Source organism: Pseudomonas sp. SIMBA_041 (assembly GCF_046535095.1).
Lineage (GTDB): Bacteria > Pseudomonadota > Gammaproteobacteria > Pseudomonadales > Pseudomonadaceae > Aquipseudomonas > Aquipseudomonas mucoides.
This window is the reverse complement of the sequence record NZ_JAWRXJ010000009.1, coordinates 51977-76094: the sequence shown is the minus strand read 5'-3', so window position 1 is coordinate 76094 and position 24118 is coordinate 51977. Positions and strand designations below refer to the sequence as shown.

Genomic DNA, 24118 nt, shown 5'->3' with positions numbered 1-24118 from the left:
AACGATTTACTGCTTGAACTCGAAATCCAAGGCTGCGCCTTCGACGTCCCGACGCTCTTCATTGCGCAGCTGCAATTGCATTTCGTTACTGAGCAGCCGACCGTTGAGCTGAAACGGGCTACTGCCGGACTTTTCACCAAACATTTGTGGCAGCAGCGCATCGTGACTGGGCAGCGGCACGGTGCCGATCGGTTTCAGTTCCTGGGCCATCTGCGGTGGCAGTCTCAAGTCAAGTTTGACGGGAGGCAGTTGGGTTTTCACCACTTCACTGGGCGCCTTCGACTTGGCGGCAATGGGTGGACGCTTTTTCACCACCGCCGTTGGCTTTTTCACCGTCGTGGCCTTTTTCGCAGGCAGCGGTTTTTTTGCGGTTGCGCTGGCGGCAGGTTTTTCCTGGGCAGCCGCTGCCATGACGCCTTCAGCGTGAACGGTCATCAACAGGCAAAGAAACAGGCAGACGGCAGGAAAAATCGGTTTCATGAACCCAACAGCAGTAACGGCAGAGGGCCATATGCTCGCCTGTTGCGCGCCACATGACAAGCTCCGCCGAGAACCTCCCCCCGACTGCTCAGAAGCCGCCGGCCGTCTCCTGGCAAAGTTGCGTCGCCAGCATCCCCAACGTCATCAAGGCCCGTTCGGCTTCACGGTTCCAGGGTATGCCGCAGTTCAGCCGGATGCAGTGATTGAACTGCTCGGTGTTACTGAAGATAAGCCCCGGCGCAATACTGATGCCCTGCTGCAACGCCCGTACGTGCAATTCCTGGGTGTTGACCCGCCCCGGCAAACTGACCCACAAGATGAAGCCGCCGGTCGGCCGGGTCATCTGCGTGCCTTCAGGGAAGTATTGCTGAACGGCGAGCTGGAAGGCGCTGAGGTTCTTGCGGTATTCCTGGCGGATGTAGCGCAAATGTCGGTCGTAGCCGCCGTTTTCCAGATACGCCGCAATGCCCATTTGCGTAACACTGCACGCCGAATGGGTACTGAACGTCTGCAGGCGCTGGATTTCCTGCTGGTATTTGCCGGCAATCATCCAGCCGATCCGCACGCCCGGCGACAGGGTTTTGGAGAAGCTTGAACAATAGATGACCCGATCCAGCCGATCATAGGCCTTGAGTGATTTGGTACGCCCCTGCTCGAACATCAGTTCGCCGTAAATATCGTCTTCGACAATCTGGATGTCGAAATCAGACGCCAGGCGCAGCAATTGTTTCTGCCGCTCCTCGGGCATGGTCCCACCCAAGGGATTGCTCAGTCGCGTGGTCAGCACCAGCGCCTTGATCGACCATTGGTTGGCCGCCAGTTGCAGTGCTTCCAGGCTCATACCGGTGGCAGGATCACTCGGGATTTCGATCACTTTGAGGCCGAGCAAGTCGGCCAGTTGCAGCAGACCGTAATACGTCGGCGATTCGGCGGCGATCAGGTCGCCCGGCCGGGTCAATACCCGCAGTGACATCTGCAACGCGTCGACGCAGCCGTGGGTGATGACCACTTCGGAAGGATCGACTACCACGCCGGCATCGCGCATACGGATCGCCACTTGTCGGCGCAACGGTTCAAAACCGGGGCTGAACATGTAGCTGAAGGCTCGCGGGCTATGGAAACGAGTGACTTTGGCCAATTGCTGATGCAGCGCCCGCACCGGCAGGTAATCGACACTGGGCACTGCGGCACCCAACGGAAAAACACCCTCGCGGCGGGATTCGACCAACACTTGTTGAATGATGCTGCTGCGCGTGACCAGGCCAGGACGCTCGACCCGGGCGATGTCCGGCGTCGGCGCAGTCAGGGCCGGCGTCTGGTGAACGTAGTAGCCCGACTGCGGCCGGGCGCGGATCAGCCCTTGATCTTCAAGATTGGCATACGCCTGCAACACCGTCGCATGGCTGACGTTGAGCTGCGAGCTCATCTTGCGCACCGAAGGCACGCGCTCCCCCGGTTGATAGACACCACGGCGGATGTCTTCGGCCAGTTGTTGAGCAATACGTTGGTAGAGCAAGAGATTGGTCATGACGCAGCACTCGATTTCACGGGCATTTTATTCTTGTGTGAAACAATACCGGAACAGTTTAGAAGTGTACTGGGACAGTTGCCACAATAGTCGACCGTACAGTGCAGTGTCAGCAAAATCTGTACTGCTTTTTGCGATCAACCCTGCAAAAAGTAGACGAAAAAAAACCCGGCTCTGTCTGGCAGGCCGGGTTTGCTACAAGATTTCGGGGGTAATTCGCTTTCGCGAACCTACCTTTCCAAAGATGCTTAGCGGGCGGCGCCGAGCTGGCCTTTTTCGTCGGAGAACACAATTTCCACCCGACGGTTCTGCGCACGGCCACGCTCGGAAGCGTTTACGTCCACCGGGTATTCATCGCCATAGCCTTCAACTTGAATGCGTTTGTCGTCGATGCCCAAATCCATCAGGACGTCAGCCACCGATTGCGCACGGTCACGGGACAGCTTGAGGTTGTCCTGCTTGCCGCCGGTGCTGTCGGTATAGCCTTCGATCCGCACCACGCGTTTCGGATTGAGCTGCAGGAACTGAACAATCTTCAGCACCACACGGTTGGCCGAATTTTTCAGCTCGGCCTCACCGGTATCGAACAGCACATCGCCCAAGGTCATCACCAGGCCACGATCCGTCTGGGTGGTCGCCAGCGCGACAATCTGCTCTTCGAGCCACTTGCCCTGTTGCTGAACGCTGAGCAATTTGGATTCGCGCAATGCCAGTTGCAGACGCTGACGCTCCAGTTCGAGCTTCGCCGCGCGCTCTTCGTTGAGCACCAGATTGGTGTGCTCCCGGGCAATTTCGCTGTAGCGCTGGCTCAGGTAGGCGTAATGCACCACGTCCGAACCGCTGCCCCAATAGCTGGACAGACGATCGGCGCGGGCCAGCGACTCACCGGCGCGGATCACGTCCTTGGGCGCGATGCGCAGCACATTGGAGTCTTCCTTGACCTTCTGGAAGTCGGCGCCCGCTTCTTGCAAAGCGGCGTCACTGTGCTGGCCAGCGCAGCCATACAGGCTGGTGCAGCCGACGAGGATCAAGCTGGCGAGCGCTTTCGACTTCAGGCTCATTGGGCATCTCCCAGTTGCTTGCGCAGACGGGTGATACGGGTATTGAGCACGTTCAATTGCTCCTCGCTCTTGAGGGTCAACACCTTGGCTTCGGCCAGGCGCGCGTCCAGTTCGGCCTGCTCGGCCCGCATGCGCGCATGTTTGTAGGACTGCTCGGTCATATTGCTTTGGGCACGGGCGAATTTTTCTTCGGCCAGTTTCATTTCCGGCATGTCGTCGGCGGTGGCGCCCACGGCTTTTGCCTGGACGAGTGCCTGTTCGGTCAGGCGAATCTGTTCATTCGGCGCCGGATCGGCTGCACAACCCGCCAGAGCCAGAACGGCCAGGGCAGCGAAAAGAGGTCGAATACTCACTAAAAATCCCTACTGTTTTGGGGTACTGACAGGTTGTTGCTGCTGCTGTTGCTGCGCTTTCCAACGCTCGATATTGCGTTGCAACGCGGTGTCCGTCAGTCCTGAGGCGGGCAATTCTGTCATCTTTTTGGCCAGCTGTCCGCGCAACCACGGATCGTTGCAGGCGGAGTTATGGGAAACCGCGAGGTACAGACCGGGTTTGTCGATTGGCTCGGCACGGGGGACCAGGTCATTGGCCATGCTCAGCGCCTGCGCGGCCGCCATGCCGGAGTAGCGTCCGGCGAGTACAAATTCCACCTCGCCCAAGAGTAATTTCTGAAAGGCCTGGGTCAGGTTGGGCGTACGGGTGAGGGTCAATTGCTGATCGGCAAAAGTGCCGAAATCCGGGGTCATTCGAGACTTTTCCGACAATGCGCCGGGATGGCCGTGGAGGTCCTGGGCCTGGTTGTAGATCAATGCCGAGTCTTTGCGAGTCCAGACGAGGTAATCGTTTTCCAGCAACGGCGGATGAATGTAATCCAGGGTTTCCAGTTCGCTCACGGTCAACGTTGCATCGGCCAACATGTCCATGCGCCCGCTGCGTACTTCGTCCAGCGCCTGGGCGCGTTTGCCGGCATACAGCAACTCGACCTTGATGCCCAACTCCCCCGCCACTTGCTGCAACAGGTCAGCACTGGCACCGATCAGCTTTTTAGGGTTTTGCGGGTCTTGCCACAAATACGGTGGTGCGTCCGGGCTGCCGGTCACAATCAGTCGATCGCACTTGCCCGCCGCATTGGACAAGGTCGGCAACATCGTCAGGCCCAGCAATAACGACCAGCCACACACGCGACGCAGATCCATGGCAACACTCTCCCACTCAACTCCGGAACAAAAAAAAAGCCCGACCAAAAGGTCGGGCTCTTTATAAGTCAGGCCGCTGGATTAGACCAGCTTCTCGAACTCGGGGATTGCTTCGAACAGGTCTGCCACCAGGCCATAATCGGCCACCTGGAAGATCGGCGCTTCTTCGTCCTTGTTGATCGCAACGATCACTTTGGAGTCTTTCATGCCGGCCAGGTGCTGGATCGCGCCGGAGATACCGACCGCGATGTACAGCTGTGGAGCAACGATCTTGCCGGTCTGACCGACCTGCATGTCGTTGGGTACGAAACCTGCGTCGACCGCGGCGCGGGAAGCACCGACAGCAGCGCCCAGCTTGTCAGCCAGGGCGTACAGATGTTTGAAGTTGTCGCCGTTCTGCATGCCACGACCGCCGGAAACGACGATTTTGGCAGCGGTCAGTTCCGGACGATCGGACTTGGCCAGCTCTTCGCCAACGAAGCTGGAGATCGCAGCATCGTGAGCAGCAGCAACGGACTCAACCGCAGCCGAACCGCCTTCAGCAGCAACCGGGTCGAAACCGGTGGCACGCACGGTGATGACTTTCACCGAAGCGTTGGACTGAACGGTCGCGATGGCGTTACCGGCGTAGATCGGGCGCTTGAAGGTGTCAGCGCTTTCGACCGAGATGATCTCGGAGATCTGGTCAACGTCCAGCGCAGCGGCAACGCGCGGCAGGATGTTTTTGCCGTTGGAAGTCGCGGCAGCCAGGATGTGGCTGTAGCCCTTGCCCAACTCTGCAACCAGAGGCGCTACGTTTTCCGGCAGTTGGTGAGCATAGGCAGCGTTGTCAGCTACCAATACTTTGCTCACGCCAGCGATTTTCGCAGCGGCTTCAGCCACGGCGCCAACGCCCTGGCCTGCAACCAGAACGTGGATGTCACCACCGATTTTGGCAGCGGCAGCCACGGTGTTCAGTGTGGCCGGGGCCACTACTTTGTTGTCGTGTTCAGCAATAACCAAGATAGTCATTTAGATTACCTTCGCTTCGTTTTTCAGTTTCTCGACCAGTTCAGCCACCGACTTGACCTTGATACCCGCGCTGCGTGCAGCAGGCGCTTCGACTTTCACGGTCTTGTTGGTGGAGGCGGTGGAAACGCCCAAAGCGTCCGGAGTCAGCACTTCGAGAGGCTTCTTCTTGGCTTTCATGATGTTTGGCAGGGACGCGTAGCGCGGCTCGTTCAAACGCAGGTCGGTGGTGACGATGGCCGGCAGTTTCAGGGAAACTGTCTGCGCGCCGCCGTCGACTTCGCGAGTCACGGCAACGCTGTCGCCGCTGATTTCGACTTTCGACGCGAACGTGCCCTGACCGTAGCCGCTCAATGCAGCGAGCATCTGGCCAGTCTGGTTGTTGTCGCTGTCGATGGCTTGTTTGCCAAGGATTACCAGCTGCGGCTGTTCCTTGTCGACAACGGCCTTCAGCAGTTTGGCAACGGCCAGAGAAGTCAGGTCTTCGGCGGATTCGACGAGGATGGCGCGGTCGGCACCCAGAGCCAGCGCGGTGCGCAGTTGCTCTTGAGCGGTGGACGGGCCGACGGAGACGACGACGATTTCAGTCGCAACGCCTTTCTCTTTCAGGCGTACGGCTTCTTCCACGGCGATCTCGCAGAACGGGTTCATCGACATCTTGACGTTGGCAAGATCGACGCCGGAATTGTCCGCCTTGACGCGGACCTTGACGTTGTAATCCACAACGCGTTTGACAGCTACAAGAACCTTCATGGATTCCTCGTTACTCTCCGGTGAAAAGAAAGTCGCCTAGGCGAACCTGGCGGTTGATGCTCATCGGGCGCAAGGGCACCTCTAAAAACGCCGGCAAACGTGTCAAGTGACCATCGCTCATGAAGTGCATGACCGTTCGTCAGTGGTGACCAACGAGTCATTCAATATCGCGACGTGTAAACTGCGAGCCAAACCTGAGCTGCGCATCACTTGCCACTGCCATCGCCCTGTCTTTAGAGGTGCTCTTGAAACCAACAGTCAGCCTACGGCGAGCGCAAAACCGACCGTATCTTGACCGGAACGCCTATTCCGGTCAATACGGCAAAATGGCCGTTCGTAAGCCGCGTGACTTTGATTTCTCTGGCTTTGAGCCAATTCAAACAAACGTTTGTATTGGACGCTAGGAGTGGTGTAGATATAATGCGCCACCCAGAGAGAAAGGTGACTAATCGATTGTCCCCTCCCAGCATCAGTGCAGGGATTCATGGATGCGACACCAAACCTCCAATTAGAAAAAAACTGTTGAGCCTTGAGTAGGAGATAACCTGTGGAACGCGAATACATGGAATTCGACGTCGTCATCGTCGGTGCCGGCCCCGCTGGTCTTTCCGCTGCCTGCCGCTTGAAGCAGAAGGCTGCTGAAGCCGGTAAGGAAATCAGCGTCTGCGTGGTCGAAAAAGGCTCCGAAGTCGGTGCTCACATTCTGTCCGGTGCCGTGTTCGAACCACGCGCCCTGAACGAACTGTTCCCGGACTGGAAAGCACTCGGCGCCCCGCTGAACACGCCGGTCACCCGCGATGACATCTTCGTTCTCAAGAATGCTGAAAGCGCGCAAAAGATTCCTGACCTCTTTGTGCCCAAGACCATGCACAACGAAGGCAACTACATCATCTCCCTGGGCAACCTGTGCCGCTGGCTGGCTCAGCAGGCCGAGAACCTGGGCGTGGAAATCTACCCGGGCTTCGCTGCCCAGGAAGCGCTGATCGACGAGAATGGCGTGGTTCGCGGGATCATCACCGGTGACCTGGGCGTTGACCGCGAAGGCCATCCGAAAGAAGGCCTGTACACCCCGGGCATGGAACTGCGTGGCAAATACACGCTGTTCGCCGAGGGCTGCCGTGGCCACATCGGCAAGCAACTGATCCAGCGTTTCAACCTCGACAGTGAAGCCGACGCCCAGCACTACGGCATCGGCCTGAAGGAAATCTGGGAAATCGACCCGGCCAAGCACCAGCCAGGCCTGGTGGTTCACACCGCCGGCTGGCCGCTGGACATCATGGGCACCGAGAACACCGGTGGTTCGTTCCTCTACCACCTGGAAAACAACCAGGTGGTCGTCGGCCTGATCGTCGATCTGTCCTACAGCAACACGTACCTGTCGCCGTTCGACGAGTTCCAGCGCCTCAAGCATCACCCGGTGCTCAAGCAGTACCTGGAAGGCGGCAAGCGCGTCAGCTACGGCGCGCGTGCCATCTGTAAAGGTGGCCTGAACTCGCTGCCGAAAATGGTCTTCAAGGGCGGCGCGCTGATCGGTTGCGACCTCGGCACCCTGAACTTCGCCAAGATCAAAGGCAGCCACACCGCGATGAAGTCCGGCATGCTCGCCGCTGAATCCGTGGCCGAGGCGCTGTTCGCTGAAAAAGACAGCACCGAAGAGTTGACCACTTACGTCGACGCCTTCAAAAAGAGCTGGCTCTACGACGAGCTGTTCGCCAGCCGCAACTTCGGCCCGGCGATCCACAAGTTTGGCGCCATCGTCGGCGGCGGTTTCAACTGGCTGGACCAGAACATCTTCGGCGGCAAACTGCCGTTCACCTTGCACGACACCAAGCCGGATTACGCTTGCCTCAAGCTGGCGGCCGACTGCAAGAAGATCGACTACCCGAAACCGGACGGCAAAATCAGCTTCGACAAACTCAGCTCGGTGTTCATCTCCGGTACCAACCACGAAGAAGAACAGCCTTGCCACTTGAAGCTGACCGACCCAAGCATCCCGATCAGCAAAAACCTGCCGCTGTACGATGAACCTGCCCAGCGTTACTGCCCGGCCGGCGTATACGAAGTGATCACCAAGGAAGACGGCGAGAAGCGCTTCCAGATCAACGCCCAGAACTGCGTTCACTGCAAGACCTGCGACATCAAGGACCCTGCACAGAACATCACCTGGGTGACACCGGAAGGTGCTGGCGGCCCGACTTACCCGAACATGTAAGCCGAACCTCTGAACATCAAGGCTCCCGAAATGGGGGCCTTTTTGTTGCCCGCGATTTCACCGACACCACAAATCCCCCTGTAGGAGTGAGCCTGCCAACTCAGGCAGCGCGCTCATCCCCCGGATTACGCTCAAAGTAGCGCTTGTACTCCCGACTGAACTGCGACGTACTCTGATACCCCACCCGATGCGCCACCTGCGCCACGCCCAAGCCTTCAGACAGCAACAATTGCTGCGCCTTGAGCAAACGCAAGCGCTTCAGATACTGCACCGGCGACAACAACGTGCTGCGTTTGAAATGCTCGTGAAACGTCGACGCACTCATGTTCGCGCAACTGGCCAGCGTCTCGACATTCAGCGGCTCGGTGTAATGTGCATGCAGATGACTGAGCGAAGCCGCGACCCGGGCGAATTGCCCTTGTTGCTCCACCAGTGCACGCAACACATCGGCTTGCGGCCCGCGCAACGCGACGAACAGCAACTCACGCAAACGCGCCTGCCCCATCACCTGGCATTCCAGCGGATCGTGCAGGCAACGCAGCAACCGTTCGACACACCCGCGCATCGCGTCGTCGAGTACCGTCGAGGTCATCGACTCCAGCGTCTGTGCCGCAATACTGCGCCCCGCCACCAGCCCCATGGCCAACACCAATTCGCCGAGCAACGTGCGGTCGATCGCGATGGAAATCCCCAGCATCGGCCCCTCCGGCGCGGCAAAGGTTTCGCACTCGAACGGCACCGGCAAGGCCTGAATCAGATAATGGCCGGCGCCGTACTCCAGCGTGCGCGGGCCCAGGTATGCCAATTTGCTGCCCTGGACGATGATGACCAGACTCGGCTCATAGATCTGCGGACCACGGGCCACATCGCAACTGGCGCGCAATACCTGCACGCCCGGCAACGCGGTGGGCGCGAAGCCGTCGCGAGTGGTCAGCGGCTGGATCAGCGAAACCAGCGTGGCATTGGCATCGAGATGTCGGGTCAACAACATGGGAGCTCTTCACAAAAATGTCGCGGAAAAAGGGATGAAAGCATCTTCGCAGGTCTGACCGCGCATTTGATCAATCCAGCGTGGATGCCGGAGGAATAGGCATGACACCCGGAGGAATCGCCATGGTCGATGCCAGGTGCGGCGCCCAGAATGCACCGCCTCACTTGTCACTGCTTTAGCGAGGTTCCTCATGTACACCGCCATCGGATACGCCGCCCAGTCGGCCACCACTCCCCTCGCCCCCGTGAAATTCGAACGCCGCAGCCCTCGGGCCGACGACGTGGCGATCGAAATTCTCTACTGCGGCGTCTGCCACTCCGACATCCACCAGGCCCGCAACGAGTGGGGCATTGCCGTGTACCCGCTGATGCCCGGCCACGAAATCGTCGGCAAAGTCACCGCCATCGGTGCGAACGTTACCAAGCATAAAATCGGCGATCTGGTTGGTGTCGGTTGCATGGTCGATTCCTGCCGCAGCTGCGAAGCCTGCCAGTCCAACCTTGAGCAATATTGCCTCGAAGGTCCGACCATGACCTACGCCACCCCGGACCGGGTCGATGGCAGCAACACCATGGGCGGCTACTCGGACAGCATCGTGGTCAGCGAGCACTTTGTCGTGCGCATCCCGGAAAAACTCGCGCTGGCCAGCGCTGCACCGATCCTGTGTGCCGGCATCACCACCTATTCGCCGCTCAAGCATTACGGGGTCAAGGCCGGCGACAAGGTCGGGATCCTCGGCATGGGCGGCCTCGGCCACATGGGCATCAAGTTCGCCAAGGCGATGGGCGCCGAAGTGACGCTGTTCACCCGCTCGGCGAGCAAGGCCGAAGAAGGTCGTCGCCAGGGTGCGGACCACGTGATCGTGTCCACCGATGCCGACCAGATGAATGCCGCTGCCGGCTACTTCGACTTCCTGCTCGACACCATTCCGGTGCAGCACGATCTCAACCCGTACCTCGACACCCTGCGTTTCGATGGCGTGCACATTCTGGTGGGTCTGATCGAACCGATCGATCCGCCGGTCCATGCCGCCAAACTGGTGTTGGGCCGTCGTGTGCTCGCCGGTTCGCTGATCGGCGGCATCGCAGAAACCCAGGAAGTGCTGGATTTCTGCGCCGAACACAACATCACCTGCGACATCGAAATGCTCGACATCCGCCAGATCAACGAGGCTTACGCCCGCATGATCGCCGGTGATGTGAAGTACCGCTTCGTGATCGACATGGCGACCTTGAAGGTCTAAACCTTCGCGCCGAGTTCTGCCGAGAGCCGGGCTGTGACCCCTTTTATCAGGGGGATCAGCTCGGCCATTTTTTCCAGCGGCATATAAGGCACGGTGCTGGCGATGCTGATGCCGGCGACGATGCGCTTGCTGGCATCACGGATCGGCGCCGCCACACAGCGGATCGACGGCTCGTTGTCTTCCAGATCGAAGGCGTAGCCACCCGCCACATACTCGACCATGCGCTGCTGAAACTGCTCCCAGGATTGCTCCGGGTGCTGCGGCCAAAACAGATTTTTCCCACCCGCTGGCAAGCTGACTTCGTACAGCCGTTGCCATTCTTCCTGCGAGTCATCAAGCATCAAGGCCTTGCCGATCCCGGTGCGGGCCAACGGCATGCGATGGCCGACCCGCGAACGCATTTCCGGGCCATTGCGCCCCGGATTCTTGTGCAGGTACAGCACCTCGTCACCTTCGCGGATCGCCAGGTGAATGGTGTCACCGGTCAACGCCGACAACTCATCCAGATACGGCCCGGCCAAGGTCACCAACGGCAACTCTTCGCGCGCCTGGAAACCCAGTTCGATCAGCTTCGGCCCCAACAGATAACCGACTTGCGGCACCACACGCAGGTAACGCTCGTCCACCAGGCAACTGGCCAGACGATGGGTGGTGCTGCGCGTCGTGCCGATCAGCCGGGCGATTTCCTTGAGATCGCGGGCGCCGCTGGCCACGGCCTGAACCACACCCAGGCCACGAAGCAGTGTCTGGGTGCCGGTCGGGGCGGCGTCCTTGGCGATTTTTGGGGCGTCTTCCTGCATATCCAGCCTTTACCGTTGAGCGAGTGAACGGGCGGCATTATGGTCGCCCGATGCCTGCCACTACAACTTGATACGCTCGACTTTGCCCACCAGCAAGATGTAGGAAAGCGCGCCAATCAATGCCAGCACCGAGATGTAGGTAATCGCCGGGGCAAACGAATCCCCGGTCGCCAGGAAACCGATGACAATCGGCGTGGTAATCGCCGACAGGTTGCCGATGAAGTTGAACACCCCGCCGGTCAGTCCCAGCAAACGCGCCGGTGCCAGCGTTGACACCAGTGACCAGGTGATCGACGCCAGCCCGTTGCCGAAGAACGCCAGTGCCAGGAACGCAATCACCAGCGGCGTCGACTCGACGAAGTTGGCGCCGATGATCGAGGTGGAAATCAGCAGGCCGCCAATGATCGGCAGCTTGCGAGCGAAACCCACCGTGTAACCGCGACGAATCAGGAAGTCGGAGAAGAACCCTGAGCACAACACGCCGACGAAGGCCGCGAGAAACGGCAACGACGCCAGCAGACCGGACTTGATGAAGTCCATGCCGCGATACTTCACCAGGTAGGTCGGGAACCACGTCAGGAAAAACCACAACGTCGAGTTGAGGCAGAACTGGCCGAGGTAGATGCCCCACAGTTTGCGTTTGGTCAGGACAACCCCTAGGTCGGTCCAGCTGAATTTCGCTTTGACTTTGGCTTGCTCGGCCTGGATATCCACCAACCCGCCGCCCTCGCGGATCAGGTCGATTTCGGCGTCGTTGGCGCCTTTGAAATCACGGGGCTCGCGGTACACCGCGTACCAGATCACCGCCCACAGAATGCCCACCGCACCGGTGCTGACGAACACCATGTGCCAGCCGAATTCGTGCTGAAGCCAAGCGAGAACCGGCGTCAGGAAGGCCAGGCCGACAAACTGCCCGGAGGTGTAGAAACCGATGGCCGTGGCGCGCTCGCGCTCGGGGAACCAGGTGGTGACCACGCGGCTGTTGATCGGGTACGCCGGCGCTTCCAGGGCCCCGACCGCCATGCGCAGGACGAACAGCGCGATGAAGCTGGCGGCGAAACCGAGCATCACGGTGGCAATCGACCACAGCAGCAAGGCGACGCTGTAGAGGATGCGCGGCGGCACACGGTCCACCAGCCAGCCACCGGGGATCTGCATGGCGGCGTAGGTCCAGCCGAAAGCCGAAAAGATCAGCCCGACGTGGATCGGATCGATGCCCAGTTCGCTGGTCAGCGCCGGGGCGGCGATGGAGAGGTTGCTGCGGTCCAGGTAGTTGATCACCACGGTGATGAACAGCAGGACCATGATGAAAAATCGCTTGCGACTGGGCGTCACCAACGACGCTTGCCCGGCGAGGGTTTGCGGTTGCATGAGGAGTGCCTCTTCTTATGTTTATTGAGGTCGTTCGAAAGACTGGCGCAGGCCTCTTGCAGGAGTGAGCCTGCTCGCGACAGAGGTGTGTCATTCAGCATTGATGTCACTGACACACCATCGCGAGCAGGCTCACTCCTACAGGGGATAGTGGTGAGTCAGAAAGCACTCACCACTCAGCAAAACTACCATCGGCATGGCGCCAGATCGGGTTGCGCCAGCGATGGCCGACCGCCGCGCGTTCGATCACGTATTCCTCGTTGATCTCGATCCCCAGCCCCGGGCCATTCGGAATCTTCACGAAGCCTTTGTCGTAATCGAACACCCGCGGATCTTTCACGTAATCGAGCAGGTCATTGCTCTCGTTGTAATGAATACCCAGACTCTGCTCCTGGATGAACGCGTTGTAGCAAACCGCGTCCAGTTGCAGGCACGCCGCCAGCGCAATCGGCCCCAGCGGGCAATGCAGCGCCAGCGCCACGTCATAGGCTTCGGCCATGTTGGCGATCTTGCGGGTCTCGGTGATGCCGCCGGCATGCGACGCATCCGGCTGGATGATGTCGACGTAACCTTCACTCAGCACACGTTTGAAATCCCAGCGCGAGAACAGGCGCTCACCGAGGGCAATCGGGGTGCTGGTCAGCGGCGCCAGTTCTTTCAGCGCCTCGTAGTTTTCGCTGAGCACCGGCTCTTCGATGAACATCAGTTTGTACGGATCGAGCTCCTTCATCAGCACCTTGGCCATTGGCTTGTGCACCCGGCCATGGAAGTCGACGCCGATGCCGACGTTCGGCCCGACCGCGTCACGCACGGCAGCGACGTTGGCCAGGGCGAGGTCGACCTTCTCGAAGGAATCGAGGAATTGCAGCTCTTCGGTGCCGTTCATTTTCACCGCCGTGAAACCACGGGAAACCGCTTCTTTCGCCGCACGAGCGGTGTCTGCCGGCCGGTCGCCGCCGATCCACGAATACACACGAATCTTGTCGCGCACCTGACCACCGAGCAGATCGCTGACCGACACGCCCAGGGCCTTGCCCTTGATGTCCCACAGCGCCTGATCGATACCGGCCAGCGCGCTCATGTGGATCGCACCGCCCCGGTAGAAGCCGCCGCGATAGAGCACGGTCCAGATGTCTTCGATGTTGCGTGGGTCTTTGCCGATCAGATAGTCGGACAATTCTTCAACGGCCGCCGCCACGGTGTGGGCGCGACCTTCAACCACAGGCTCGCCCCAACCGGTCACGCCCTCGTCGGTTTCGACCTTGAGGAAGCACCAGCGCGGCGGAACGATGAAGGTGGTAAGTTTGGTAATTTTCATTGTCTTGTCTCTCTTATTAGAGGCAGCGCTCACCGCGCCAAAAAGTCTTAGCGAAGGGCTTTCCAGGCAGCCACGTAGGCCTTGGCATTGACGGCCACGTCCTCTGGTGTCATTCCCGGTTTGAACAAGCCGGAACCGAGACCGAAACCTTTGACGCCCGCGTCGATAAACACCTGCATGTTGTCGGGCGTGATCCCGCCGACCGGCGCCAGAATGGTCCCGGCGGGCAATACCGCGAGCCAGGCTTTGACGACTGCCGGCCCCATCTGCTCGGCAGGAAACATCTTCAGCACGTCGGCACCTTCGGCCAATGCGGCAAACGCTTCGGTCGGTGTCGCCACACCCGGCGACAGGAACAACCCCGCCGCTTTCGCTGCGCGCAGCACTTTCGGGTCGCTGTGCGGCATGACGATCACTTGGCCGCCAGCGGCTTTCACCTGCTCGACCTGCTCCGGTGTCAGCACCGTGCCGGCGCCGATCAGGCAATCGGCGGGCAAGGTGCTGCGCAGGATGCGGATACTTTCGTACGGTTCAGGGGAATTGAGCGGCACTTCGATGACGCGAAATCCGGCGGCGTACAGGACTTCGCCGATGGCCGCCGCTTCTTCCGGGCGCAGGCCACGCAGGATCGCGATCAGGCCGTTTTGCGCCAAGGCGTGTTTGAGCATGTCAGACCTCCAGTCAGGTTTAACGGGATGGGTTGGAAGTGATCAGTCCGGCGGCAAGCGCCAACTGCCACAACCCGCGTTCAGTGGCTTGTTCGGCCAGCGTCACCCGGGCAAACCCGCAGGCGTCGAGGGCCCGGCTGTAGCGGGCACAGAGGTGGGCATTACCGATGAGGATGATCGAAGGCAGGTGCACGCTATTGCGCCGACGCCGCTGGGCCGTCGCCAGCGCCGACAGTTCATGACCGATCAACAAGCCCGACAGATAATCCGCCTGGGCCGTGGCGCTCAGATCACCGGTCAGCCCCAGGCTGCGGGCACTGAACACCGTCGACAGCGGACCGATTTCGCCGTCTGGCGACAACGCCACTTGCACACCACGATCAAAAGCCTGGCCATCGAAGGACGCGCCCTGCTGCTGGGTGCGCCCCAAAATGCTGTGTTCGCTGAGCACGGCGAAGATTTCGCCGGTCATGAAGGTATCGAAATGCACGATGCAGCCGTCGGCCACTTCCACCCATTTCGAATGACTGCCCGGCAGGCCGATCAACAGGTCGCTGCCCGCCTCGCTCGACAGGGTTTGCAGAACACCAAGGACCTGGGTTTCTTCGCCGCGCATGACATTTGGCAAACGCGACCGCTGAATCACACCCGGCACGATGTGCACATCGACACCGCGAAGACTGCGAACCGTTTGCAGGGAAGTGCCGAGATTGGCGACGTTCGCCGGTGTATCGCGGTAAGCCGCTTCACGCCAACCCTGGGCGCTGCCGACCATGCCGCAGGCAATCACCGGCAAATCCGGCTGTGCATCGAGCCAGTCACCGCACGCCTCATCGAAGGCCAGTTCGAAACCGTCGGCGCATTCCTGACCGTTAATGATTCGCGGCGTGCGCGGCAGCTGCATGATCCCCGACGACAGCGAACGCTGTTCGAGCACCTGGCCACCTGCGGCGAGTTTGTAAGCACGTAATGAGGTTGTCCCCCAATCGAGCGCGATCAATTGCGCCAGCATCGCTTCACCTGTTTTGTTTATTGGCAGTGAGTGAGCCGGACTATAAACCCGGAAGCAGGATAATCTCAATATATAAATATCACTCCCATATATTGGGATCGGCGCAAAAAAAAATCGCAGCTCATGGCTGCGATCTTTTAAACGACAAGGCTGACGATCAATTACCCTCGGCAAACTCGCGCAACACCTTCCCATCCATCCGGTACCGAACCCACTCTTCCTGCGGCTGCGCGCCCAGCGATTTATAAAACTCGATCGCCGGTTTGTTCCAGTCCAGCACGCTCCACTCAAACCGTCCGCAATCATTGGCGCAGGCGATTTTCGCCAGGTGGCGCAGCAAGGTTTTACCCGCCCCGCCGCCGCGTTGTTCAGGGGTGATGTAAAGGTCTTCGAGGTACAGGCAGTTGCTGCCGAGCCAGGTGGAGTAGCTGAAGAAGAATACGGCGAAGCCGATCGGCAGGCCGTCGCGCAGGCAGATCAGGCCGTGGGCGGTGGCGCCTTCGCTGAACAGGCTGCGCTCGATGTCGGCGACGCTGGCGATGACTTCGTGGCGGGCACGTTCGTAGTCGGCCAGTTCAGTGATGAACCCGAGGATTTGCGGTGCATCGCTGGGGGTCGCCGGGCGGATCTCGATCGTCATGGGGACGTGCCTTCGTCAAAGGTTGAAAACGCCATACTAAGTTGCCACGCTGCGTCCGTCACATGGGAAATTGATCCTGAATCATGGCCCAGCTGCTGCACAGGGTTGTGTTGTGGCTGAAAACTTTTTCACTTAACAGGATGTTTATGAACACTGATGCTTTCGCGCCGCTGCAAACCCTCGCCGCTGACTTGCTGCCCCATGCGCTGGAGCCTTCAGAGGACGGCGCCCATGACCTGTCGCATTTGCAGAGGGTCTGGCACAACGCGCGCACAATTCACGCGCAGGAAGGCGGCAATCTTGAGGTGTTGCTGGCAGCGGTGTTGTTGCATGATTGTGTGGCGGTGGAGAAGAACTCTCCGCTGCGTTCGCGAGCATCACGACTGGCCGCCGAAAAAGCATCTGTCGTATTGGCCGACCTGAATTGGTCACGCGCCAACATCAGCGCAGTGGCCCACGCCATCGAAGCTCACAGCTTCTCCGCCAACATTCCCGCGGCATCGCTCGAAGCGCAAATCATGCAGGACGCTGACCGCCTTGATTCCCTCGGCCTGCTCGGTGTCGCGCGCACGTTCTACGTTGCCGGGCGCATGGGCAGCGCGTTGTACGACCCGCTGGACCCGGACGCACAGCATCGCGACTACGACGATAAACGCTTTTGCCTCGACCATTTCCAGACCAAGCTGCTGCACCTGGCGGACGGCTTCCAGACCGCAACCGGTCGAGACCTGGCGCAGATCAGGCATAAGCGCCTGAAGGGTTTCATGGAGCAATTCAAGGAAGAGATCGGCGCCTGCTGAAGGCGATACTCCGGCGAGCACTAACCCTGAAATCGGTAACCACAGACCTAACATCGGCGCCCTCCGTGATAGATAGATAACGCTCACGTCTATCGGGTCAAGGAACCGCGTCATGTCCAGCGCAACACCCCCAGTCTCCAGCCGGTTGTTCGGTCTGTTTTGCCTCGCCAGCTATTTGCTGTCGCTGTCCTATGGCGCAACGTTTTTACTGTCGTTGCTGATCGGCTCACGCGGCGGCAATGAACACGATGCCGGCAGCGTGATTTCGGCGGCCATGCTCAGCACCTTTGCGGCGGTGATCGTCTCCGGGCATTTGTCTGACTGGCTCGGTGCTGCGCGGTCGATTGCCGTGTTTGGCGTGTTGCTGGTGGCGGCCAGTCTCGGCTTCGCCTTGACCCCGGGCTTCGGCAACCTGCTGCTGTTTTTCGGACTGTTGCTGGGGCTGGGTTGGGGCGTGTTCTACACCCTCGGGCCGATCATCGTGGCCAGCCTGGTGACGTCGGCCCAACGCGCCAAATACTTTGCGTTGCTGTCGGGCAGCATGATGACCGGGATTGGCAGCGGCCCGTTGCTGGGCCGTGCCGCCAGCGCCCTCGGTTATCCGGTGACCGCCGCGTTTTACCTCGCCGCACTGGCCAGCCTGATCGGCGTTTTACTGTTCTGGCGACTGGATGCACAGCTCAAGAAAGCGCCCGCGCCTGCCACCTCGGTCGCACGGATTTCCTGGCGCGCAACGGCTCAAGTGCTGTCGTCCAAAGCTGTGTTCCCGATCATCATGGTCGGTCTCGGCGGTTGTGTGTTCGGCGGTCTGTCGAGCTTCCAGACCAGTTACGCCGCATCCCGTTCGCTGGACTACTCACTGTTCTTTTTCGGCTTCATGGGCGCGGCGATCAGCAGCCGCATGTTGATCGCAGGCATCGTGGTCAAGCGTGACCCGTTCCGCGCCTCCTGCCTGTTGTCGGGCCTGATGATGGGCTCGATTGTGGTGTTTGGTTTCGTGGTCGACAGCGGGGTCAGCTATGTACTGGCGGCGGTGATGCTCGGTGTCGGATACGGGCTGACCTATTCGGTGATCAATGGCCTGGCGGCCAACGAAGCGCCGCACGGCACGACCTCACAAGCCTTGCTGTTGTTCAGCCTCGCCTACTTCATCGGTGTGTTTGGATTTCCTTTGCTGGCGGGGACAATCATCGTTGAACACGGGATGCCGACGCTGCTCCTGACCGTGTTGGCCGTGGCTGTCCTGAACTGGCTGATCACCGTGGGCCGGTTGATCTGGCGTCGGTTTGCGCCGGCTAAAGCCGTGCAGCCAGCCTAGACCGTTCGTCGCTCCTCAGGCACCAATGCAAATCCCGGGCGGACCAACATCAGGTAAGGACTCTATTAAACGGAGACGATGCCATGTTCATGTCCAGGTTGACCGCCCTCGCCCTCACCACGCTGCTGTCCTCTGCCGCATTCGCCGCGACACTCGCTGAAGGAACCGGCCCCACCAACCCGGTCGAGGGCCCGAAAGCGCCCGCCATCCAAAGCGCACCCGGCATGAACACCAACGGCTCCGGCATCGACAACAGCCTGCCGCCCTCCACGGGCACTGACCCACGGACTCAGGGCAACGACGCCGGCCGTCAAGGCGGGCTGAATCTGCCCGACACGCGCACACCCGATAACGCCGGCAGTGGCATCGGCTCGAAAACCACCACCGGCGGCTCGGGTTCCGAAGGGGCCGCCAATCAATAGCTCGCCGCCGCGAGCAACCTCTCCACCACCATCCAGAGGTAAGCATGAACGACGATAACAACCTGGAAAAAGAAGTCCTGATCCGCCTGCTGCACGCCCACCCAAGTGGCTTGGGCAAGGAGGTCCTGGACAATTATCGCGGGGAGAAAGTCGTGGCCAGCACCCTCGCCGCCCTGCAGGACCGAGGGCTGATTCAACACGGCCACGTGACGTGCAACGAAGCGGGTGAGCACTCGCTGAACCTGCCGATCAAGCTCAGTTGCGCCGGGGTTGAAGCGGCACGCAAACTGGAAATCTGAACACTCTGAAGCCAGGAGAGATCCCATGCCTCGTGGAAGCAAAGACAAATACACCGCCGAGCAAAAGCGCAAGGCCGAGCACATCGAAGAAAGCTATGAACACAAAGGTGTGTCCAAGGATGAAGCCGAGGCCCGCGCCTGGGCCACGGTGAACAAGCAGTCGGGTGGCGGTGAACGCGCCGGGGGTTCCGGGCGCAAGAAACCGGCCAGTGCCAAGTCCGAGGATCGCAAGGAATCATCGCGGCGGGCGGTGGCGACCCGTGAAGGCCATTCGCGTAACAGCAAGGCTTCGCGGGATACGCAGACGGTTGATAGCCTGATGAAAGAGGCTCGAGCGAAGCAGATTCCCGGGCGGTCCGGGATGCGCAAGCAGGCGTTGATTGAGGCGTTGCGCAAGGCTGGGTAAATTCAGAATCTGCGGTGAATTGACTGGCCCCTTCGCGAGCAGGCTCGCTCCCACATAGGATCAGTGCACGACGCAGATCAACGGTAGGAGCAAGCCTGCTCGCGAAGGCTATCGTTCAGACACCATCAATCTTACGGATTGATTAAAGCATCCACCTCAGCACTCCCCGGCGAAGTCGCCGGCCCCCACCGAGTGACCGCCAACGCCGCCGCGGCATTCGCCCGGCGCGCCGCCTCAACCGCCGACAATCCATGCGCCAACCCGGCCACAAACACCCCGGCATGCGCATCGCCCGCCCCGTTGCTGTCCACCGCCGTCACCCTGAAACCCGGCACATGCTGACGCTCGCCACGCTGGCTGATCCAACACCCTTGCGGCCCATCGCGCACCACCATCAACACCTCGGCGGGCAGGTGATCGCCCAAAAGATCCAACGCCTGGGCAATATCCGATGCACCGGTAAATCGCAGCACCTCAACGCTGTTGCTGGTCCAGATATCGATGCGCGCCAGCAAGGCTTTCATCAACGGCTCATCCGGTGAATCCACCAACGGCCCCGGATCGAACACCACGTTGATGCCTTTCGGCAAATCCAGCACCCAATCCACCAGCGCCTTCGCCTTGCCGACCTGCAGCAGGCTGTAGCCACTGACGTAGACATAGTCGCCCGCCTCGGCCGGCACGCTGGCCAGGTCCTCGGCGGTCAGTTCGCCTTCGGCGCCGATGTAGGAAATGAAACTGCGTTCGGCCGAGGCATCCGTCACCGCCACGCACAAACCCGTGTCCCGGTCTGCGGGTTGGGCGATGCCGATCCGAATGCCTTCCGCCTGCATCGCCTCACGCGCCAGATCGCCGAAACGCCCGGTGCCATGGCGCCCGAGGTAGACCACGGGCAAGCCATTACGCTGGGCTGCAGCCATCACATTGAAGCCGCCGCCGGCTTCGAAACTGGCGGACTTCGCCAGCACGTCGCCGCCGGTTTGAGGCAATTTATCCACGGCCATGACCAGGTCGATGATGACCTGGCCGGTGTGCAACAAATTAGGCATGAGCATTCTCAGTCATGGCGGCGCGGCGATCCTTGGCGCCACCGAGTACAAAATAAATCCCGCCGGCCACCAGGAACGTGACGATCCAGCCCAGGCCGTTATGGCCCAGCCACGAGTCGGACAGGAAACCACGGAACCACACCGTCTGTTCGGTGGTGCCGATGGTGGTAAAGCTGAAGCCCAACACGATCGCCACGGCCCATGCACCGAAGGCGCGCCATTCGATACCACCGCTGTACCAGTAAGCGCTGCTCGGGCTGACGTCCAGCAGGTCTTTGGGGCTGTAGTAATGACGGTGAATCAGGTCGACGACGAAGATCCCGACCCACGCGGTGATCGGCACTGCCAGCAAGGAAATGAAGGTGATGAACGGACCGTAGAAGCTGTCGGCGATCAGCATGAAGTAGATCGAACCGGCGAAGATCGCGACGATATCCACTACCACCGCGTACACACGCTTGACCTTCAAACCGAGGGTCAACGTGGTCAGGCCAGCCGAATACACCGACAGGTTATTCGACAGCAGCAAGCCGCCGAACGCGGTGATCAGGTACGGCACGGCCATCCAGGTCGGCAGCATGTCGCGGATCGCGATGATCGGGTCAGTGGCGGAAGCCAGGTCATTGTTACCCACCGACAACAGGCCGCCGAGAGTGATGAGCAACACCAGTGGAATCCCCGCACCGAACGCTGCCGACGCCACCAGGCGCACGGCTTTGACACTGCGATGCTGGTAGCGCGACATGTCGGCACCGGCGTTGGCCCAACCGATCCCGGTGCCGGCGGCCATGGTGCCGACGCCGATGATCATGGCGCTCAACGGTGCAGGTGTGGCGTTGAACACGGCGCTCCAGTCGATGGTGGCGCAGAGGAAACCGCCGACCACAATGTTCAGCGCGCCGAACACGTAGGTCGCCCACTTCTGAATCACCAGCAGCGTGGCGTGACCGAGGCCGGACACCGACAACGTCAGCAACACGAAAATCGCGATAAACAGCAACGTCAGAACCGGCGCGCTTTTGGCTTCTACGGGCGATCCGAACAGGATCGAGCACAGCGACAGCAACACGAACGCGGCAGTGGTGGTGTTGACGGTTTCCCAGCCCAGGCGCGACATCAGCGAAACCAGGGTCGGGCCGATATTGCCCCGTACGCCGAAGATGGCTCGCGACAGGGTCAGGCTCGGTGCGCGGCCACGCCGACCGGCGATGGAGATAATCCCGACCACCGCGAACGAACCGGCAGCGCCGAGGATCGCAACGATGATTGCCTGCCAGATCGCCAAGCCACGAAACGCCACCAGCGTGGCGCCCAACGGCAGGCCGAGGATGGAAATGTTGGCGGCGAACCAGACCCAGAACAGTTGCAGCGGATGCCCGTTGCACTCCGCTTCCGGCACCGGTTCGATGCCGCGCGTTTCCAGTTGCCCGGCACTTTGCCCGGCGGTTGATGAACTCATGGAAATACTCCTGTTGCCTTGTTGTGATTATGGGCAATGACGGAAGACGACAACTACAGCCCGGCTGTCCTGGCCAAGTCAGTGCGATCCATTGCGGTGAAAAATTCAAACAAGGGGCGCGCCTATCGCGGGCAAGCCCGCTCCCACAGGGACAGTGTGTACCTCAAGGTTTGCACTTTACCTGTGGGAGCGGGCTTGCTTGCGAAGGCGTCAGCCCGGTCAACGCAAAGCCAAAAGCCCTTGCACCAACGGTTCCAATTCAAGGCCATTAACCGCTTTGACCTTGTCGATCATCGCCACCGGCCAACTCTCAAGGCCCAGGCAAGCCCCCAGCATCGCGCCGAGAATCGCCGCCATGGTATCGGTGTCACCGCCCAGTCCCGCAGCCATGCACACCGCTTCAAAGGCACTCATCTCGCCAATGGCCACTTGCTGCGCCAGGGCAAACGAGACCACCACCGATTCCTGCGAGGCCACCGAGGTGCCAATCACGTCGTACATCACGTCCGCCAGCAGCGCCTTGTCGCTGTCGACACTAATGCTGCGTGCCCAACTGATGCGCGAGGCAATCCGTCCGCCCGCCACCCAGTGACCACGACCTTCGGCTTGCTGCGCGATCTGCTGGCCGAGGTTCAGCGCTTCGCCCAAATCCATGCCATTGATCCCGGCAGAAATCACCGCCGCCACCGCCGCCGCGCTGGAGATGCCCAGCGTGGTGTTGTGGGTGACCTGACACGCCTGCACCACCGCTTTGATGAAACGCTCCGGGTCGGCGACATCCGCCGCAATGCCGACCGGCGTGATGCGCATCGCTGCGCCATTGGTGGTGCCGTAACGCCCCGCTTCTTCCGGCGAATGACCGGCGAGGATCATCTCGATCGCCCGCTTGGTCGAAGGCCCGAGCAAGTCCTGCGAGCCCTTGGCCTGCATCTCGGCTTCCCATTCGATCAGCCGCTGCGCGAGCACCGTCGGCTCGATCCGTCCCTCACCCTCAATCAGCAACTGACCGACCAGAATCGCCTGTTCGGTGTCGTCGGTGATCGAGCCCTTGGGCATGTTGGCGGCGATCGGTTGATCGGGGCCGGCGTCTTCCAGATCGGTGATTTCGCCGAAGCGCGCCTTGATTTCGGCGCGGCTCAGGGACTGGGTCGGCATGCCCAGCGCATCGCCCAGGGCCAGTCCGTAGAACGCGCCCAGGGCACGATTGAGCGCAGTCATTTCGGGGTTCCAAATTGCAGGTGCAGGCGAAAATGTACGGGATCGAGCAGACTTTCGACTTGCTCCATGAAGCGGTTTTGCCGGTCGTAGGTGGTCCGCAGCGCCTTGAGGAATACGGTGCCCACCGGACGCCCCAGCAATTCGGCGTCTTCGGCATTCAGGGGTTCGGCGCCGATCCATTGATCGCCGCGTTCGCCGATGTAGCCGTAGGCGGCCAGGGTGATGGTCAGTGAATTGTCGATCAGACCAACGCGCGGCAGGCTTTCCAGGCCACCGGTCGCGGGCATCAATGAGCGTTCGAGGGAGACCAGCGTGCCGTTGTTGGAGCGGCGGCGCCGGTCGAGGGTGATGAATTGGTCGGTGCCGAAACGCGGCAACAGGTCCGGACGCGTCACCGCTTCCAGGCGCAGCACTTCGGTATTGATCAACGCTCCGCTGTCGGCCAGCGCCTGGGCCCAGCCGCTGCGCTGATCGAGCACCACACCGTCGAAGGTGACGATGGAACCGACACCACTTTGCGTCGCAATGTAGTTGCGCCGTTTCAACTCGGCGAGTGCTTCACGCAGCGTCCCTCGGCTGACTTTGAATTCTTGAGCCAACTGATGCTCGCCCGGCAGCAGAAAGCCGTCCTCCATGAGGCCGCTTTCAATGCGCCGGATGAGTTCGTCGACCACCCGTTGTTTCTTGTCAAATCGTACCTGTCTAATCATGTACAAAGAAATAGCCGAAACGGGTCCGTGCGGGCAAGGGATATTTCAGGAAAGTGACGGGAGGACGCGGTTGTACGCGATAGAGGGGTGATTCAGATACACCGCCATCGCGGGCAAGCCACGCTCCCACCGGTTATGTGTCAGTCGCATAATCCG

Annotated in this window: 25 protein-coding genes; 7 read left to right on the top strand and 18 right to left on the bottom strand. The window is 60.4% G+C overall.

The window, feature by feature from the left end; all coding sequences use genetic code 11:
* Positions 1-6 precede the first annotated feature (6 nt).
* From SB725_RS21805 to SB725_RS21775, 7 genes are all read right to left on the bottom strand, one after another.
* The gene (locus SB725_RS21805; RefSeq protein WP_027924080.1) at positions 7-480 is read right to left on the bottom strand and encodes a hypothetical protein; all 474 of its coding nucleotides are present in this window, start codon (positions 478-480) and stop codon (positions 7-9) included.
* Between the two features lie 88 nt (positions 481-568).
* Positions 569-2008 (bottom strand): PLP-dependent aminotransferase family protein, encoded by a 1440-nt coding sequence (locus SB725_RS21800; protein WP_027924079.1) that lies wholly within the window; start codon positions 2006-2008, stop codon positions 569-571.
* Between the two features lie 248 nt (positions 2009-2256).
* Positions 2257-3069 carry an OmpA family protein gene (locus SB725_RS21795; protein WP_059182354.1) on the bottom strand — a complete coding sequence of 271 codons (813 nt, stop codon included), beginning with the start codon at positions 3067-3069 and terminating at the stop codon, positions 2257-2259.
* Positions 3066-3422, bottom strand: a complete 357-nt coding sequence (locus SB725_RS21790) for a DUF4398 domain-containing protein (RefSeq protein WP_027924077.1) — start codon at positions 3420-3422, stop codon at positions 3066-3068. The genes SB725_RS21795 and SB725_RS21790 overlap by 4 nt, the downstream gene beginning before the upstream one ends.
* A gap of 9 nt (positions 3423-3431) precedes the next feature.
* Positions 3432-4265, bottom strand: a complete 834-nt coding sequence (locus tag SB725_RS21785) for a substrate-binding periplasmic protein (protein ID WP_027924076.1) — start codon at positions 4263-4265, stop codon at positions 3432-3434.
* A gap of 81 nt (positions 4266-4346) precedes the next feature.
* Complete coding sequence (locus SB725_RS21780) at positions 4347-5276, bottom strand: electron transfer flavoprotein subunit alpha/FixB family protein (protein ID WP_027924075.1); 930 nt, start codon at positions 5274-5276, stop codon at positions 4347-4349.
* Complete coding sequence (locus tag SB725_RS21775; RefSeq protein WP_007945693.1) at positions 5277-6026, bottom strand: electron transfer flavoprotein subunit beta/FixA family protein; 750 nt, start codon at positions 6024-6026, stop codon at positions 5277-5279. It abuts the gene before it with no gap.
* A 547-nt stretch (positions 6027-6573) separates the two neighbouring features.
* Here SB725_RS21775 and SB725_RS21770 point away from each other — a divergent pair.
* A complete protein-coding gene (locus SB725_RS21770) occupies positions 6574-8238 on the top strand; it encodes an electron transfer flavoprotein-ubiquinone oxidoreductase (RefSeq protein WP_194940688.1) in 1665 nt (554 codons plus the stop codon).
* A 100-nt stretch (positions 8239-8338) separates the two neighbouring features.
* Here SB725_RS21770 and SB725_RS21765 read toward each other — a convergent pair whose 3' ends face one another.
* The gene (locus SB725_RS21765) at positions 8339-9229 is read right to left on the bottom strand and encodes an AraC family transcriptional regulator (protein WP_027924073.1); all 891 of its coding nucleotides are present in this window, start codon (positions 9227-9229) and stop codon (positions 8339-8341) included.
* Positions 9230-9419: 190 nt separating this feature from the next.
* Here SB725_RS21765 and SB725_RS21760 point away from each other — a divergent pair, with 190 nt between their 5' ends.
* Positions 9420-10472: an NAD(P)-dependent alcohol dehydrogenase gene (locus tag SB725_RS21760; RefSeq protein WP_410922574.1), complete on the top strand. Its 1053-nt coding sequence runs from the start codon at positions 9420-9422 to the stop codon at positions 10470-10472.
* Here SB725_RS21760 and SB725_RS21755 read toward each other — a convergent pair.
* The 6 genes from SB725_RS21755 to SB725_RS21730 form a co-directional block, all read right to left on the bottom strand.
* Positions 10469-11272, bottom strand: coding sequence for an IclR family transcriptional regulator (locus SB725_RS21755; RefSeq protein WP_027924071.1), 804 nt, complete (start codon positions 11270-11272; stop codon positions 10469-10471). The genes SB725_RS21760 and SB725_RS21755 overlap by 4 nt on opposite strands.
* A 60-nt stretch (positions 11273-11332) precedes the next feature.
* A complete protein-coding gene (locus SB725_RS21750; protein WP_027924070.1) occupies positions 11333-12643 on the bottom strand; it encodes an MFS transporter in 1311 nt (436 codons plus the stop codon).
* A 169-nt stretch (positions 12644-12812) separates the two neighbouring features.
* Positions 12813-13961, bottom strand: a complete 1149-nt coding sequence (gene dgoD, locus SB725_RS21745) for a galactonate dehydratase (RefSeq protein WP_007903915.1) — start codon at positions 13959-13961, stop codon at positions 12813-12815.
* A 47-nt stretch (positions 13962-14008) separates the two neighbouring features.
* On the bottom strand, positions 14009-14629 hold the full coding sequence (locus SB725_RS21740) for a 2-dehydro-3-deoxy-6-phosphogalactonate aldolase (RefSeq protein WP_027924069.1): 621 nt from the start codon (positions 14627-14629) through the stop codon (positions 14009-14011).
* A 19-nt stretch (positions 14630-14648) separates the two neighbouring features.
* Entirely contained in the window at positions 14649-15641 is a 993-nt protein-coding gene (locus SB725_RS21735; RefSeq protein ID WP_059182351.1) for a 2-dehydro-3-deoxygalactonokinase, read from the bottom strand.
* Between the two features lie 157 nt (positions 15642-15798).
* Positions 15799-16281: a GNAT family N-acetyltransferase gene (locus SB725_RS21730; protein ID WP_027924067.1), complete on the bottom strand. Its 483-nt coding sequence runs from the start codon at positions 16279-16281 to the stop codon at positions 15799-15801.
* A gap of 146 nt (positions 16282-16427) precedes the next feature.
* Between SB725_RS21730 and SB725_RS21725 the strand changes: the two genes are divergently transcribed.
* From SB725_RS21725 to SB725_RS21705, 5 genes are all read left to right on the top strand, one after another.
* On the top strand, positions 16428-17081 hold the full coding sequence (locus SB725_RS21725; RefSeq protein WP_410922573.1) for an HD domain-containing protein: 654 nt from the start codon (positions 16428-16430) through the stop codon (positions 17079-17081).
* A 112-nt stretch (positions 17082-17193) separates the two neighbouring features.
* Positions 17194-18399 carry an MFS transporter gene (locus SB725_RS21720; protein ID WP_410922572.1) on the top strand — a complete coding sequence of 402 codons (1206 nt, stop codon included), beginning with the start codon at positions 17194-17196 and terminating at the stop codon, positions 18397-18399.
* 83 nt (positions 18400-18482) lie between these two features.
* Positions 18483-18821: a hypothetical protein gene (locus tag SB725_RS21715; protein ID WP_027924064.1), complete on the top strand. Its 339-nt coding sequence runs from the start codon at positions 18483-18485 to the stop codon at positions 18819-18821.
* 44 nt (positions 18822-18865) lie between these two features.
* Positions 18866-19120, top strand: coding sequence for a hypothetical protein (locus SB725_RS21710; protein WP_027924063.1), 255 nt, complete (start codon positions 18866-18868; stop codon positions 19118-19120).
* A gap of 25 nt (positions 19121-19145) precedes the next feature.
* Complete coding sequence (locus SB725_RS21705) at positions 19146-19526, top strand: termination factor Rho (protein ID WP_059182348.1); 381 nt, start codon at positions 19146-19148, stop codon at positions 19524-19526.
* Between the two features lie 131 nt (positions 19527-19657).
* Here the strand turns inward: SB725_RS21705 and SB725_RS21700 are convergent, their stop codons facing one another.
* The 4 genes from SB725_RS21700 to SB725_RS21685 all read right to left on the bottom strand — a co-directional run bounded on the left by SB725_RS21700 (position 19658) and on the right by SB725_RS21685 (position 23962).
* On the bottom strand, positions 19658-20575 hold the full coding sequence (locus tag SB725_RS21700) for a PfkB family carbohydrate kinase (protein WP_194940685.1): 918 nt from the start codon (positions 20573-20575) through the stop codon (positions 19658-19660).
* Complete coding sequence (locus SB725_RS21695; protein WP_194940684.1) at positions 20568-22034, bottom strand: purine-cytosine permease family protein; 1467 nt, start codon at positions 22032-22034, stop codon at positions 20568-20570. The genes SB725_RS21700 and SB725_RS21695 overlap by 8 nt, the downstream gene beginning before the upstream one ends.
* Positions 22035-22253: 219 nt before the next feature.
* Positions 22254-23252, bottom strand: coding sequence for an ADP-ribosylglycohydrolase family protein (locus SB725_RS21690; RefSeq protein WP_027924059.1), 999 nt, complete (start codon positions 23250-23252; stop codon positions 22254-22256).
* On the bottom strand, positions 23249-23962 hold the full coding sequence (locus tag SB725_RS21685; protein ID WP_027924058.1) for a GntR family transcriptional regulator: 714 nt from the start codon (positions 23960-23962) through the stop codon (positions 23249-23251). Before SB725_RS21685 ends, SB725_RS21690 begins: the two co-directional genes overlap by 4 nt.
* Positions 23963-24118 lie beyond the last annotated feature (156 nt).